Consider the following 14,554-nt stretch of genomic DNA (forward strand, 5'->3'; position numbering starts at 1 on the left):
CAAAAAAATGGCCCGCTCGCAAGCGGGCCATGAATCATGCGCGAATCGATCAACCCGCGCTCATGCCGCTGTGGCGCAGCAGCGCATCGATGCGCGGGGCGCGGCCGCGGAAGGCCGCGAACGACTCGGCCGCGGGACGCGAGCCGCCGACGGCCAGCACTTCGCGGCGGAAACGCGCGCCGGTGGCCGGATCGAGCGTGCCCAGGGCGTTGCCGGCCTGCCTGGCCGCGGCTTCCTCGAACGCCTCGTAGGCGTCGGCGGACAGCACCTCGGCCCACTTGTAGCTGTAGTAGCCGGCGCCGTAGCCGCCCGCGAACAGGTGCGAGAAGGCATGCGGCAGGCGGTGCCAGGCTGGCGGGAACAGCACCGCGACCTCGGCGCGCACTTCCTGCAGCAGGGCCAGCACTTCGCTGATGCTGGCGCCCTTGGCGCGGTCGTGCATCAACATGTCGAACAGCGCGAACTCGATCTGGCGCACGGTCTGCATGCCGCTCTGGTAGTTGCGGGCCGCGACCAGGCGGTCGTAGAGCGCGCGCGGCAGCGGTTCGCCGCTGTCGACGTGGGCCGACAGCTTCTGCACCACGGCCCATTCCCAGCAGAAGTTCTCCATGAATTGCGAGGGCAGTTCGATGGCGTCCCATTCGACGCTGGCGAAGGCGGCGGCGCCGGGCTCGTCCACCTCCGACAGCAGCGCGTGCAGGGCGTGGCCGGTTTCGTGGAACAGGGTGATGACGTCATCGTGCGTCAGCACGGCGGCGCGGTCGCCGTTGGGGCGCGAGAAATTGCAGGTCAGGTAGGCGATCGGCGTCTGCACACGGCCGGCGACCACGCGGCGCGTGCGCTCGCTGTCGACCCAGGCGCCGCTCTGCTTGCCGGCGCGGGCGTACAGGTCCAGGTAGAGGTAGCCGATCAGGTCGCCCTGGGGGCTTTCGACGCGCACGCCGCGCACATCGGCATGCCACGACGACACCGGCGTTTCGGCCAGGCGCACGTCGAACAGCGTCTCGATCACTTCGAACAGGCCGGCCAGCACGCGCGGCTCGGTGAAGTACTGCTTCACCTCGTCTTCGGAGTAGGCGTAGCGCGACTCGCGCAGGCGCTCGGAAGCATAGGCCACGTCCCACGGCTGCAATTCGGCCAGGCCGAGTTCGGCCGCGGCGTAGGCCTTCAGCTCGGCCAGGTCGCGCTGGGCGTAGGGCTTGGCGCGGGCGGCCAGGTCGCGCAGGAAGGTGGTGACCTCCTTGGCGTCGCGCGCCATGCGCGTCTGCAGGCGCAGCGCGGCGAAGGTGCCCAGGCCCAGCAGGGTGGATTCCTCGGCGCGCAGCGACAGCAGTTCCTCGATCAGGGGCGAGTTGTCGAACCGGGCATCGCCCTGTTCGGACGCCACCGTGCCGTAGCCGCGATACAGCGCCTCGCGCAGCGAGCGGTCCTGCGCGTACTGCATGACGGGCAGGTAGCAGGGCATCTTCAGCGTCAGCTTCCAGCCCGGCTTGCCGTCTTCCTCGGCGGCGGCGCGCGCGGCGGCCCGCACGTCGGCGGGAATGCCGGCCAGGCGGGCCTCGTCCTCGATCAGCAGCGACCAGGCGTCGATGGCGTCCAGTACGTTCTCGGAGAATTTCTGCGAGGCCTGCGCTTCGCGGTCGGAAATCGCGGCGTAGCGCTCGCGGTCGGCGCCGCGCAGTTCGACGCCGCTCAGGCGGAAGTCGCGCAGGGCCATCTCGACGATGCGGCGGCGCACCGGCGACCACGACGCGAAATCGGGCGCGGCGGCCAGGCGCTGGTACTGCTGGTACAGGCCTTCGTGCAGGCCGACCCAGGTCGAGAACTCGGTCACCAGGGGCAGGGCGGCGTTGTAGGCCTCGCGCAGTTCGGGCGTGTTGACCACGGCGTTCAGGTGGCCGGCCACCGACCACGCGCGCCACAGCCGTTCGGAGGCGGTATCCAGCGGCTCGACCACGGCTTCCCAGGTGGGCGCCAGCGCCGGATCGGCGGCGCGGTCCACGGCCTGACGGGCGACGCCCAGCAGTTCCTCGATGGCGGGCACCACGTGAGCGGGCTTGACCGCCTGGTAGTCGACCAGTTCTGAGACGGGGGCGAGCAAGGGATTCTGGGTCATGGTGTTACCAATAGCGTGAGAGGAGGGCGGGCAGCAAGCGAGCGCGCCGGCAGGCATAAGGATCAGGTTGGGGCGGCAGGCCGAAAAGCAAGGGCCGGCCCTGGGCGCGCCCGGTTCCGCGCGGCGGGTCCAGAGACGACTGTGGGTTTGCCCCCGGCCCCCGGAAGGGCGCGGGGCAAACCCACAGGGGTGCCACGGCGGGGCCCGGGACCGGTCTTCAGGCCGCGGCCCGTTCCGCCGCTTCGACGGTGTTGACCAGCAGCATGGCGATGGTCATGGGGCCGACACCGCCCGGCACGGGGGTGATGGCGCCGGCCACCTGGCTGGCGGAGGCGAAGTCGACGTCGCCGCACAGCTTGCCGTCGGCGCCGCGGTTGATGCCCACGTCGATGACGACCGCGCCGGGCTTGATCATCGAGCCGTCGATCATGCCGGGCTTGCCGGTGGCCACCACCAGCACGTCGGCGCGGCGGGTCTGGGCCGCCAGGTCGCGGGTCTTGGAGTTGCAGATGGTGATGGTGGCGCCGGCGGCCAGCAGCAGCATGGCCATGGGCTTGCCGACGATGTTGCTGGCGCCGACGATCACGGCCTCGGCGCCGCGCAGGGCCACGCCTTCCGATTCCAGCATCTTCATCACGCCGTAGGGCGTGCAGGGGCGGAACAGCGGCTGGCCGGTCATCAGCAGGCCGGCGTTGCTGACGTGAAAGCCATCCACGTCCTTCTCGGCGGCGATGGCTTCGATGACCTTGTGCGCGTCCATGTGCTTGGGCAGCGGCAACTGCACCAGGATGCCGTGGATGGACGGATCGCGGTTCAGCTTGTCGATGCGGGCCAGCAGTTCGGCCTCGGTCATGTCGGCGGGGTACTGTTCCTTGACGGAATGCAGCCCGGCCTTCTCGCACGCCGCGACTTTATTGCGCACGTACACCTGGGAGGCGGGGTCTTCGCCCACCAGCACCACGGCCAGGCCGGGGCGGGTGCCCTTGGCGGCCAGGGCGGCGACGCGTTGGGCGACTTCTTCGCGAATGCGCTGCGACAGGGCGGCGCCGTCGATGATCCTAGCGGTCATTAGGCACCCTCCGCGCGGTGCGCTACGGTATTCGCCTTGGGAACGGCCCGGCGGCTCATGCATGCGCCTCCGGTTTGGCCAGGGCCACTTTCATCAGGTCGGCAACAGTGGTCACTTCAAGTTTTTCCATGATGTTGGCGCGGTGCGCCTCGACGGTCTTGATGCTGATGCCGAGGTCGTCGGCGATCTGCTTGTTCAAGCGGCCGGCGACGATGCGCTCCAGCACCTGCTGCTCGCGCGCGGTCAGGCGCGCCAGCATGGCTTCGTGGTCTTTCTGGGCCTGGTGCTTGCTCACGCGCTGCGTGGCCTGCTCCAGCATGCGCGCCACGATTTCGCGCAGATCGGATTCGTTGAACGGCTTCTCGAGGAAGTCGACGGCCCCCTTCTTCATGGTCGACACGGCCATCGGCACGTCGCCGTGGCCGGTGATGAAGACGATGGGCAGGGGGGCGTTGCGGGCGATCAGTTGTTCCTGCAGCTCCAGGCCGCTCATGCCGGGCATGCGCACGTCGGCGATCAGCACGCCGATCTGGCTGGGGTCATAGTCTTCCAGGAACGACTCGCCGCTGGCGTAGGCGCGAACCCGGTAGCCATTGGCCTCCAGCAGCCAGCGCAGCGAATCGCGGACCGCTTCGTCGTCGTCAACAATGAATACCGTGCTCGACAGGTGGGGCGTGTTCATGCGTGCAACTCCTCGGACTGATCATTCTGGGCCTGCGTCTGAGACGCAGCGCAGGGCAGGGTAAAGCGGAAAATAGTACCGCCGGCGGGATTCGGGTCCGCCCACAGGCGGCCGTGGTGCGATTCGATAATGGTACGGCAGATATTCAGTCCCATGCCCAGACCCTGGGTCTTGGTGCTGAAGAAGGGCTCGAACAGGCGTTCCGGCTCGGCCAGGCCATGGCCGCGGTCGACCACCGCGACCTCGATGTGCTGCTCGTGCAGGATCACGGCCACCTTGAGCTCGTCGGACTCGCTCTTTTCCATGGCTTCCAGGCCGTTCTTGAGCAGGTTCAGCAGCACCTGTTCGATCAGGATCGGGTCGGCCAGCACGTCCGGGGCGTTCGACGGCACGAAGCTGTCGATGCGGATGCGGCGCTTGCGGGCGTCGATCTCGGCAAAACCGATGGCGTTGTCGACGATGCGGCCGATCGCCACGCGCTGGCGGCGCGGCTCGCTGCGCTTCACGAATTCGCGGATGCGGCTGATGATCTTGCCGGCGCGCTCGGCCTGCGAGGCGGCTTTTTCCAGCGCCGGCAGCAGCATGTTGGGGCTGGTGTGGCCGGCCTTGACCAGCGCCACCGCGCCCATGCTGTAGTTGGCGATGGCGGTCAGCGGCTGGTTCAGTTCGTGCGCCAGCGACGAGGCCATCTCGCCCATGGTGGTCAGGCGGCTGGTGAGCTGGATCTTTTCCTGCTGCACGCGCGAGGCCTCTTCGTGGGTGCGGCGTTCGGTGATGTCGCGCGCCACTTGCATGCGCACGCGGCGGCCGTCGGTCCAGGCCAGCATGCGGTGGTGCACTTCGAACCAGCGCTGCACCGAAGGCGCGAAGACTTCCACGGATTCATCCGTGAAGCGGCCGCGGCGGCCCGCCAGCAGCTCGTCGTGGCCGCCGGTCTGGGCGCCGAACACGCGGCGGTAGGTGCGGTTGGCGAACAGCAGCTCCAGGCCGTCGTGGGTGTCGGCGGTGACCGAGATGGCGTCGTCCAGGCCTTCGAGCACCGTCATGAAGCGCTCGTGCGCGGCGGTCAGGGCCTCGCGGATGCGCTTGGGCTCGGTGATGTCGGTCATCGACGTCATCCAGCCGATCTGGTTGCCGTTGGGGTCGAGCAGCGGCGACACGTACATGCGCGCCGTGAAGCGCGAGCCGTCGCGGCGCTGGGCCTCGACTTCCAGGCCGCTGCTGGGCGTCTTGCCGGACATCAGCACGTCCAGGGTGTGCTGGTGCTGTTCATGGCGGCCCGGCACCCAGTAGGGGAAGGGCGGGCTGCGGCCGATCAGGTCGGCCTCGTTCCAGCCGATCATGCGGCAGAAGGCCGGATTGACGTAGGCGATGCGGCCTTCCATGTCCAGCACGCGCATGCCGGTGGACATGGAGTTCTCCATGGCGCGGCGGAAACCGGTCTCGGCGATGAGGGCGGCCTCGGCGGCGGAACGGAAGCGCGTATAGCGCCACAGCATCAGCAGGCTGATGACGATCACGCACGACAGCGCCAGCACGACCCAGATCAGGCGCTGCTGCCGCATTTCCTGGTCGATGGTCACGAACATGACGCTGTCGTCATGGATGCGCTGCAACCAGAAGAACACCCCCATCACACAGATATAGAGGATCAGCACCATCGCGGGCGTGACCCAGTACACCCCGCGGCGGCGCGTGCGGGCGTGGTCGTGGAACGGCGTGGGTATATTGGACTTGGGCGCGCTGGACATGTAATTTGGGCCGGATAGGCCGGGCATTTTTCATCGCCGGGCCGCCTCAAGATGAAAACGCCCCCGCGGGGCAGCAAGCCGAAGGCGCGGCGTGGGGGGCATTTTAGTGCGTGTCGGCGGGAATTGCCGGGAATCAAGCCCTTCAGAAGGGAGATGGGCTAAAAAAGTGCCTTCCATCCTTTTCAGCTTCCATTCATATTTTCGCATTATGAAATGCCGTACCGCAACATGAAATTTTCCTTGCGACCGGTTAATCTTCTTTCTTAGAATGCCGGCTGATAGGGAAACCGCTCCCGAGTAGCTGGTCTCTAGCACAACACCCCGACCCATGCATGGCATGGTAGCCCGGATGATCCCGACTACCATGGCGTGTCCGCGAGTAGATAAATAAGCGGGTGCGGTCACGAACGAACCCCAACAGGAGACACACGATGTCCTCTTTCGCCCAGGCTGGCGCCGTGCAGGCTGCCAACGACGAAGACACCCTAGAAACCCAGGAGTGGCTCGAAGCCCTGGCGGCAGTCCTTGATCGCGAAGGACCGCAGCGCGCGCACTACCTGCTGGAACGCCTGATCGACGAAGCCCGTCGTTCCGGCGCCCACATCCCGTTCTCGCCCAACACCGCTTACGTCAACACGATCCCGCCCGGCCTGGAGCCGGCGCATCCGGGCAACCTGGAACTGGAATCGCGCATCCGCTCGTACGTGCGCTGGAACGCCATGGCCATGGTGGTCAAGGCCAACAAGCACAACCCGCCGGACGGCGGCGACCTGGGCGGCCACATCGCCTCGTTCGCCTCGCTGGCCACCATGATCGGTTGCGGCCAGAACCACTTCTGGCATGCCGAAACCGAAGACCACGGCGGCGACCTGGTCTACTTCCAGGGCCACACTTCGCCCGGCATGTACGGCCGCGCCTACCTCGAAGGCCGCCTGACCGAAGAACAACTGAACCACTTCCGCCAGGAAGTGGACGGCAAGGGCCTGTCCTCGTACCCGCATCCGAAGCTGATGCCGGACTTCTGGCAGTTCCCCACCGTGTCGATGGGCCTGGGTCCGCTGATGGCCATCTACCAGGCCCGCTTCCTCAAGTACCTGCACGCCCGCGGCATCGCCGACACCAGCAAGCGCAAGGTCTGGGTGTTCTGCGGCGACGGCGAAATGGACGAACCCGAGTCGCTCGGCGCCATCGCCCTGGCGGCCCGTGAAAAGCTCGACAACCTGATCTTCGTCATCAACTGCAACCTGCAGCGCCTGGACGGTCCGGTGCGCGGCAACGGCAAGATCATCCAGGAACTGGAAGGCGACTTCCGCGGTTCGGGCTGGAACGTGATCAAGCTGATCTGGGGCGGCTATTGGGATCCGCTGCTGGCGCACGACAAGGAAGGCATCCTGCGCAAGATCATGGAAGAAACCGTCGACGGCGAGTACCAGGCGTACAAGGCCAACGACGGCAAGTTCGTGCGCGAGCATTTCTTCGGCAAGCACCCCAAGCTGCTGGAAGCCGTCTCGCGCATGAGCGACGAGGACATCTGGCGCCTGAATCGTGGCGGCCACGATCCGCACAAGGTCTACGCCGCGTTCGACGCCGCCTCCAAGCATGAAGGCCAGCCGACCGTCATCCTGGCCAAGACCATCAAGGGCTACGGCATGGGCCACGTGGGCCAGGCCAAGAACCCGACCCACCAGCAGAAGAAGCTGGAACTGGACTCGATCCGCGAATTCCGCGACCGCTTCGGCATCCCCATCCCGGACGACAAGCTGGCCGACCTGCCGTACTTCAAGCCGGCGGAAGACTCGCCCGAAATGAAGTACCTGCACGAGCGCCGCGCCGCGCTGGGCGGCTACCTGCCGCGCCGCCGCGCCAAGGCCGACGAGCAGCTCAAGGCCCCGGCCCTGGACGCCTTCAAGGCCGTGCTGGAACCCACCGCCGAAGGCCGTGAGATCTCCACCACGCAAGCCTTCGTGCGCATCCTGAACCAGGTGCTGCGCGACAAGGAACTGGGTCCGCGCGTCGTGCCGATCCTGGCCGACGAATCGCGCACCTTCGGCATGGAAGGCCTGTTCCGCCAGATCGGCATCTACGCGCCGGAAGGCCAGAAGTACGTGCCGGTCGACAAGGACCAGGTCATGTACTACAAGGAAGCGGCCGACGGTCAGCTCCTGCAGGAAGGCATCAACGAAGCGGGCGCGATGAGCTCGTGGATCGCGGCGGCCACGTCGTACTCCTCGAACAACCGCATCATGATCCCGTTCTTCATCTACTACTCGATGTTCGGGTTCCAGCGCATCGGCGACCTGGCCTGGGCCGCCGGCGACATGCAGGCGCGCGGCTTCCTCTTGGGCGGCACCGCCGGGCGCACCACGCTCAACGGCGAAGGCCTGCAGCACGAAGACGGCCACAGCCACATCCTGGCCTCGACCATCCCCAACTGCGTCTCGTACGACCCGACCTTCGGCCACGAACTGGCCGTGATCATCCAGCATGGCCTCAAGCGCATGGTGGAAGACCAGGAAAACGTCTACTACTACCTGACGGTGATGAACGAAAACTACCCGCAGCCTGGCCTGACCGCCGGCGACGAGGAAGGCATCATCAAGGGCATGTACAAGCTCAAGTCGCACGGCAAGGGCAAGAACCGCGTGCAACTGATGGGCTCGGGCACGATCCTGCGCGAAGTCATGGCCGCCCAGGAACTGCTGGAAGCCGACTGGGGCGTGGCCTCGGACCTGTGGAGCGTCACCAGCTTCACCGAACTGCGCCGCAACGGCCTGGACGCCGAGCGCCACAACATGCTGCACCCCGACGAGAAGAAGCCGCAGGTGGCCTACGTCACGGAACAGCTCGCCAAGACGGAAGGCCCGATCATCGCCTCGACCGACTACATGAAGCTGTTTGCGGACCAGATCCGTCCGTTCGTGCCCAAGGGCCGCGAATACAAGGTGCTGGGCACCGACGGTTTCGGCCGTTCGGATTTCCGCGCCAAGCTGCGTGAGCACTTCGAAGTGGACCGCCACTTCGTCGTGGTCGCCGCGCTGCGCGCGCTGGCCGACGAAGGCAAGGTGCCGGTTGCCAAGGTGGCCGAAGCCATCAAGAAGTACGGCATCAACCCGAACAAAGCCAACCCGCAATACGCCTGAGGGTAAAGAGACATGAGCAACGTCGTGCAAATCAAGGTTCCCGACATCGGCGACTTCAAGGAAGTGGAAGTCATTGAAGTGCTGGTGGCGGTGGGCGACACGATCAAGGCCGAGCAGAGCCTGATTACCGTCGAGTCCGACAAGGCCTCGATGGAAATTCCCGCCTCCACCGGGGGCGTGGTCAAGTCCATCAGCGTCAAGGTCGGCGACAAGGTCGCTGAAGGTTCGGTGGTGCTGGAGGTCGAAGCGGCCGATGCCGCCGCCCCGGCCGCCAAGGAAGCGCCCAAGGCCGAAGCCCCGAAGCAGGCTGCCGCCGCCGCGCCCGCCGCCAAGGCCGAGGCCGCCGCGCCGGCCGCCAGCGGCGGTCCGGTCGAGATCGAAGTGCCGGACATCGGCGACTTCAAGGAAGTGGAAGTCATCGAAGTCATGGTCGCCGTCGGCGACACCATCAAGGCCGAGCAGAGCCTGATCACCGTCGAGTCCGACAAGGCCTCGATGGAGATCCCGGCCTCGCAGGGCGGGGTGGTCAAGGAAGTGAAGGTCAAGGTCGGCGACAAGGTCGCCAAGGGCTCGGTCGTGGTCGTGGTGGAGGGCAGCGCGCCCGCCGCCGCCGCGCCGGCCGCCAAGGCCGAGGCCGCGCCGGCCAAGTCGGAAGCCCCGGCCGCCAAGGCGGAAGCGCCCGCCGCCCCGGCCACGCCCGCCGCCGGCTCGCGTCCGGCTCCCGCCGCCGCGCTGGAAGACGCCAACCTCAAGCCCGGCCAACTGCCGCACGCCTCGCCGTCGGTGCGCAAGTTCGCCCGCGAACTGGGCGTGAACCTGAGCAAGGTCAAGGGCACCGGTCCCAAGGACCGCATCACCGCCGACGACGTGCGCGGTTTCGTCAAGCAGGCGCTGGCCGCCGGCCCGGTGGCCGCCGCCGGTGGCTCGGCCGATGGCGCCGCGCTGGGCCTGCTGCCGTGGCCCAAGGTCGACTTCACCAAGTTCGGCCCGGTCGAAGCCAAGCCGCTGTCGCGCATCAAGAAGATCTCCGGCGCGAACCTGCACCGCAACTGGGTCATGATCCCGCACGTCACCAACAACGACGAAGCGGACATCACCGACCTGGAAGCGCTGCGCGTCACGCTGAACAAGGAAAACGAGAAGTCGGGCATCAAGGTCACGATGCTGGCCTTCCTGATCAAGGCCGTGGTCGCGGCCCTGAAGAAGTTCCCCGAGTTCAACGCCTCGCTGGATGGCGACAACCTGGTGCTCAAGCAGTACTACCACATCGGCTTCGCCGCCGACACGCCCAACGGGCTGGTGGTGCCGGTGATCCGCGATGCCGACAAGAAGGGCATCCTGCAGATCGCCCAGGAAATGACCGACCTGTCCAAGAAGGCGCGCGAAGGCAAGATCTCGCCGGCCGACATGCAGGGCGGCTGCTTCTCGATCTCCTCGCTGGGCGGTATCGGCGGCACCTCGTTCACGCCCATCATCAATGCGCCCGAAGTGGCCATCCTGGGCGTGTCGCGTTCGTCGCACAAGCCGGTCTGGGACGGCAAGCAGTTCGTGCCGCGCCTGATCGTGCCGCTGTCGCTGTCCTATGACCACCGCGTCATCGACGGCGCCGCCGCTGCCCGCTTCAACGCCTATCTGGGCGCCTTGCTGGCCGACTTCCGCCGCATCGCGCTGTAAACGGGGAGCCCTATGAGCAATACCGTTCAAATCAAAGTGCCGGACATCGGTGACTTCAAGGAAGTCGAAGTCATCGAAGTGCTGGTCGCCGTGGGCGATACCATCAAGGCCGAGCAGAGCCTGATTACGGTCGAGTCCGACAAGGCCTCGATGGAAATCCCCGCCTCCACGGGCGGCGTGGTCAAGTCCATCAGCGTCAAGGTCGGCGACAAGGTCGCCGAAGGCTCGGTGGTGCTGGAAGTCGAGGCGACCGAGGCCGCCCCGGCCGCCAAGCAAGTGCCCAAGGCCGACGCGCCGCAGGCCGAGGCCCCCAAGGCCGACGCCAAGCCGGCCGCCGCGGCCCCCGCCGCCGCGACCTTCAAGGGCTCGGCCGACGCCGAGTACGACATGCTGGTGCTGGGCGCGGGCCCCGGCGGCTATTCGGCCGCCTTCCGCGCCGCCGACCTCGGCCTGTCCGTGGTGCTGGTCGAACGCTACGCCACGCTGGGCGGTGTCTGCCTGAACGTGGGCTGCATCCCGTCCAAGGCGCTGCTGCACAACGCCGCCATCATCGACGAGGCGCGCGAGCTGGCCGCCCACGGCATCAGCTTCGGCGAACCCAAGATCGACCTGGACAAGCTGCGCGGCTACAAGGACAGCGTGGTCGCCAAGCTGACCGGCGGCCTGGCCGGCATGGCCAAGGCGCGCAAGGTGACCGTGGTGACGGGCGTGGGCGAATTCGCCGATGCCAACCACCTGGCGGTCAAGGGCGCCGACGGCAAGTCGCAGACCATCCGCTTCAAGCAGGCCATCATCGCCGCCGGCAGCCAGTCGGTGAAGCTGCCGTTCCTGCCGCAGGACGAGCGCATCGTCGATTCCACCGGCGCCTTGCTGCTGCGTGAAATCCCCAAGAAGATGCTGATCATCGGCGGCGGCATCATCGGCCTGGAAATGGGCACGGTGTACTCCACGCTGGGCGCGCGCCTGGACGTGGTGGAAATGCTGGACGGCCTGATGCAGGGCGCCGACCGCGACCTGGTCAAGGTCTGGCAGAAGAAGAACGCCGGCCGCTTCGACAACATCATGCTCAAGACCAAGACGGTCGGCGCGGAAGCCCGGAAAGACGGCATCTACGTCACCTTCGAGGGCGAGGGCGCGCCGAAGGAACCGCAGCGCTACGACCTGGTGCTCCAGGCCGTGGGCCGCAGCCCCAACGGCAAGAAGATCGGCGCCGACAAGGCGGGCGTGGCCGTGACCGACCGCGGCTTCATCGAGGTCGATCGCCAGATGCGCACCAACGTGCCGCACATCTTCGCCATCGGCGATATCGTCGGCCAGCCGATGCTGGCGCACAAGGCGGTGCATGAAGGCCACGTGGCGGCCGAAGCCGCCGCCGGCCAGAAGTCGTTCTTCGACGCCCGCGTGATTCCGTCGGTGGCCTACACCGATCCGGAAGTGGCGTGGGTCGGCCTGACCGAAGACGAGGCCAAGAAGCAGGGCATCAAGGTCGAGAAGGGCGTGTTCCCGTGGGCCGCTTCCGGCCGCGCCATCGCCAACGGCCGCGACGAAGGCTTCACCAAGCTGCTGTTCGACGCCGAGTCGCACCGCATCCTGGGCGGCGGCATCGTCGGCACCCACGCCGGCGACCTGATCAGCGAAGTGGCGCTGGCCGTGGAAATGGGCGCGGACGTCATCGACATCGCCAAGACCATCCACCCGCACCCGACCCTGGGCGAATCGGTGGGCATGGCGGCCGAAGTGGCCGAAGGCGTGTGCACCGACCTGCCGCCGATGAAGAAGAAGTAAACCCTGGCTGGCCGGATCTTGCATCCGGACGCAGGCACCGCAGCCCGAAGCGCCTCCCGGCCTTCGGGCTGTTTTTCATTGGGACGTTTTTCTGGATAATCCATCCGGCCATGCCCGGCTGATCCCGGTCGCGCCGCTGCCTAGAATCGAATCTCCATCGACACACATGCGGGAGATTTTCCATGGCAGACCATTCCATCAAGGGCAAAGTCGTCCTGATCGCCGGCGGGGCCAAGAACCTGGGCGGCCTGATCGCGCGTGACCTGGCGCAACAGGGCGCCAAGGCCGTCGCCATCCACTACAACAGCGCGGCGTCCAAGGCCGACGCCGACGCCACCGTGGCCGCGATCCAGGCCGCCGGCGCCAGGGGCGTCGCATTCCAGGCCGACCTGACCACGGCCGGCGCCGTCGAGAAACTGTTCGCCGACGCGGTCGCGGCGGTGGGCCGGCCCGACATCGCCATCAACACCGTCGGCAAGGTGCTCAAGAAGCCGCTGACCGAAATCAGCGAAGCCGAATACGACGAGATGAGCGCGGTCAACGCCAAGTCGGCGTTCTTCTTTCTGAAAGAGGCCGGCCGCCACGTCAACGACAACGGCAAGGTCTGCACCCTGGTGACCTCGCTGCTGGGCGCGTTCACGCCGTTCTACGCCGCCTATGCCGGCGCCAAGGCGCCGGTCGAGCACTACACGCGCGCGGCCGCCAAGGAATTCGGCGCGCGCGGCATCTCGGTGACGGCCGTCGGCCCCGGCCCGATGGACACGCCGTTCTTCTATCCGGCCGAAGGCGCCGATGCCGTGGCGTACCACAAGACCGCCGCCGCGCTGTCGCCGTTCTCCAAGACCGGCCTGACCGACATCGAGGACGTGGTGCCGTTCATCCGCCACCTGGTCAGCGATGGCTGGTGGATCACCGGCCAGACCATCCTGATCAACGGCGGCTACACCACCAAGTAAGCGGCCCGGCCGCCCTGGGCCCGCCCGGCCCCTGCGATCCGAGGCCGCGTGGATCCGGCCGGGCCTGTCCGGCGGGAGCGCCATTTCCGGTGTCTGCGATGTCCCGCGAACCGGCTATGCTGTCACGGGCGGCGTCGTGCCGCCGGCGCTGGGGGACTCCCGGGGGAGCATGGACAGATTCGAACAGTACCGCGTCTTCGCGCAGGTGGCGGAGATGGGCAGCTTCATCAAGGCGGCCAACGCGCTGGAGCTGCCGCGCGCCTCGGTCTCGGCCGCCGTGCAGCAGCTCGAGGCCCAGTTGGGCGCGCGGCTGCTGCACCGGACCACACGCCAGGTGCGCCTGACCGCCGATGGCGCCCAGTTGCTGGAACGGGTGCGGCCCCTGCTGGCCGAGGTCGAGGATATCGACCATCTGTTCCAGCAGAGCCAGCGCCAGGTGTCCGGACGGCTCAACGTCGACGTGCCCAGCCGCATTGCGCGCCGCCTGGTGGCGCCCGCCTTGCCGGGCCTGCTGCGGCGCCATCCCCGGCTGCAACTGGCGTTGGGTTCGAGCGACCGCGCCATCGACCTGATCCAGGAAGGCGTCGATTGCGCGGTGCGCATCGGCGCGCTGCATGACAGCAGCCTGGTGTCACGGCCATTGGGCAGCATCGCCCTGATCAACTGCGCCAGCCCCGCCTACCTGCGCGAGCAGGGCGTGCCGCGGGCGCCGGACGCGCTACCAGCGGAGCACTGGATGGTGGGCTACGCCTCGCCGACCACGGGCCGCGAACTGCCCTGGGAGGTGGCGCACGGCGATGGCGGCCGCCAGGTCCTCGCGGTGCCCAGTCGGGTAGTGGTGAACAACGCTGAAAGCTATATCGCCTGCTGCCTGGCGGGCCTCGGGCTGATCCAGATTCCGCGCTTCGACGTGCAGGGCCTGCTGGATGCCGGCGAACTGGTGGAAGTCATGCCGGCGCATCGCGCCGCGCCCATGCCGGTGACGCTGCTCTATCCGCACCGGCGGCAGCGTTCACGCCGGCTGGCGGTCTTTCTGGAATGGTTCGAGGAATTGATGCGCGGGCACCTGGAGGCCTGACGGCCTCTGGCGAAGACGGGAAAAAGCGGAAGGGAGAGGCGCGGCCGCGCGCGCCGGGGCGGTTACGCCTGGGTATTGATGCGGGTGCCGATCTTGCCGTCGATGGCGACCACCGGCAGCGACTGCATCAGCGTGGCGACGGTGTCGGCCTGGGCGTTGATGGCCTTCTTGGTGACGCGGGCCTGGACTTCCTGCATCAGTTGCGCGTCGCGCATGGCCAGGCCGGTGTTCACGGTGTTGCTGATGGAAAGATCCATGGCGGGTGTCCTGTGGAAGGCTGTCCGGGCCGAAGCCCGGGGTTCA

At 67.3% G+C, this 14,554-nt stretch carries 10 protein-coding genes; 5 read left to right on the forward strand and 5 right to left on the reverse strand.

The genetic code is table 11. The annotated features are described in order from the left end of the window. Positions 1 to 49: 49 nt before the first annotated feature. The 4 genes from ACUDCK_RS11150 to ACUDCK_RS11165 all read right to left on the reverse strand — a co-directional run bounded on the left by ACUDCK_RS11150 (position 50) and on the right by ACUDCK_RS11165 (position 5,618). Complete coding sequence (locus ACUDCK_RS11150; RefSeq protein WP_054444259.1) at positions 50 to 2,116, reverse strand: M3 family metallopeptidase; 2,067 nt, start codon at positions 2,114 to 2,116, stop codon at positions 50 to 52. 217 nt (positions 2,117 to 2,333) lie between these two features. Continuing rightward, positions 2,334 to 3,185 carry a bifunctional methylenetetrahydrofolate dehydrogenase/methenyltetrahydrofolate cyclohydrolase FolD gene (folD, locus tag ACUDCK_RS11155; RefSeq protein ID WP_024068618.1) on the reverse strand — a complete coding sequence of 284 codons (852 nt, stop codon included), beginning with the start codon at positions 3,183 to 3,185 and terminating at the stop codon, positions 2,334 to 2,336. Positions 3,186 to 3,240: 55 nt separating this feature from the next. Then, positions 3,241 to 3,867 (reverse strand): response regulator transcription factor, encoded by a 627-nt coding sequence (locus tag ACUDCK_RS11160; protein WP_020927318.1) that lies wholly within the window; start codon positions 3,865 to 3,867, stop codon positions 3,241 to 3,243. Next, positions 3,864 to 5,618 carry a PAS domain-containing sensor histidine kinase gene (locus ACUDCK_RS11165; protein WP_020927319.1) on the reverse strand — a complete coding sequence of 585 codons (1,755 nt, stop codon included), beginning with the start codon at positions 5,616 to 5,618 and terminating at the stop codon, positions 3,864 to 3,866. The genes ACUDCK_RS11160 and ACUDCK_RS11165 overlap by 4 nt, the downstream gene beginning before the upstream one ends. A 431-nt stretch (positions 5,619 to 6,049) precedes the next feature. On the opposite strand from ACUDCK_RS11165, the gene aceE reads away from it, so the two are divergent. The 5 genes from aceE (at position 6,050) to ACUDCK_RS11190 (ending at position 14,251) form a co-directional block, all read left to right on the forward strand. Then, positions 6,050 to 8,758, forward strand: a complete 2,709-nt coding sequence (aceE, locus tag ACUDCK_RS11170; RefSeq protein ID WP_064525520.1) for a pyruvate dehydrogenase (acetyl-transferring), homodimeric type — start codon at positions 6,050 to 6,052, stop codon at positions 8,756 to 8,758. 12 nt (positions 8,759 to 8,770) lie between these two features. Further along, complete coding sequence (gene aceF, locus ACUDCK_RS11175; protein ID WP_175167469.1) at positions 8,771 to 10,432, forward strand: dihydrolipoyllysine-residue acetyltransferase; 1,662 nt, start codon at positions 8,771 to 8,773, stop codon at positions 10,430 to 10,432. Positions 10,433 to 10,444: 12 nt separating this feature from the next. Further along, positions 10,445 to 12,217 (forward strand): dihydrolipoyl dehydrogenase, encoded by a 1,773-nt coding sequence (gene lpdA, locus ACUDCK_RS11180; RefSeq protein ID WP_175167468.1) that lies wholly within the window; start codon positions 10,445 to 10,447, stop codon positions 12,215 to 12,217. Between the two features lie 182 nt (positions 12,218 to 12,399). Further along, positions 12,400 to 13,173: an SDR family oxidoreductase gene (locus ACUDCK_RS11185; protein ID WP_175167467.1), complete on the forward strand. Its 774-nt coding sequence runs from the start codon at positions 12,400 to 12,402 to the stop codon at positions 13,171 to 13,173. A 169-nt stretch (positions 13,174 to 13,342) separates the two neighbouring features. Beyond that, positions 13,343 to 14,251, forward strand: coding sequence for a LysR family transcriptional regulator (locus ACUDCK_RS11190; RefSeq protein WP_175167466.1), 909 nt, complete (start codon positions 13,343 to 13,345; stop codon positions 14,249 to 14,251). A gap of 62 nt (positions 14,252 to 14,313) precedes the next feature. Here the strand turns inward: ACUDCK_RS11190 and ACUDCK_RS11195 are convergent, their stop codons facing one another. After that, complete coding sequence (locus ACUDCK_RS11195) at positions 14,314 to 14,508, reverse strand: putative motility protein (protein ID WP_054431993.1); 195 nt, start codon at positions 14,506 to 14,508, stop codon at positions 14,314 to 14,316. Positions 14,509 to 14,554: the final 46 nt, after the last annotated feature.

This window comes from Achromobacter sp. CF-sbj1-Ac2-l, assembly GCF_052698165.1.

Coding starts and splice junctions, on each gene's coding strand:
- ACUDCK_RS11165 (WP_020927319.1), bottom strand. CDS start 5,618: ATGTCCAGCGCGCCCAAGTCCAATATACCCACGCCGTTCCACGACCAC.
- aceE (WP_064525520.1), top strand. CDS start 6,050: ATGTCCTCTTTCGCCCAGGCTGGCGCCGTGCAGGCTGCCAACGACGAA.
- ACUDCK_RS11185 (WP_175167467.1), top strand. CDS start 12,400: ATGGCAGACCATTCCATCAAGGGCAAAGTCGTCCTGATCGCCGGCGGG.
- folD (WP_024068618.1), bottom strand. CDS start 3,185: ATGACCGCTAGGATCATCGACGGCGCCGCCCTGTCGCAGCGCATTCGC.
- aceF (WP_175167469.1), top strand. CDS start 8,771: ATGAGCAACGTCGTGCAAATCAAGGTTCCCGACATCGGCGACTTCAAG.
- ACUDCK_RS11160 (WP_020927318.1), bottom strand. CDS start 3,867: ATGAACACGCCCCACCTGTCGAGCACGGTATTCATTGTTGACGACGAC.
- ACUDCK_RS11195 (WP_054431993.1), bottom strand. CDS start 14,508: ATGGATCTTTCCATCAGCAACACCGTGAACACCGGCCTGGCCATGCGC.
- lpdA (WP_175167468.1), top strand. CDS start 10,445: ATGAGCAATACCGTTCAAATCAAAGTGCCGGACATCGGTGACTTCAAG.
- ACUDCK_RS11190 (WP_175167466.1), top strand. CDS start 13,343: ATGGACAGATTCGAACAGTACCGCGTCTTCGCGCAGGTGGCGGAGATG.
- ACUDCK_RS11150 (WP_054444259.1), bottom strand. CDS start 2,116: ATGACCCAGAATCCCTTGCTCGCCCCCGTCTCAGAACTGGTCGACTAC.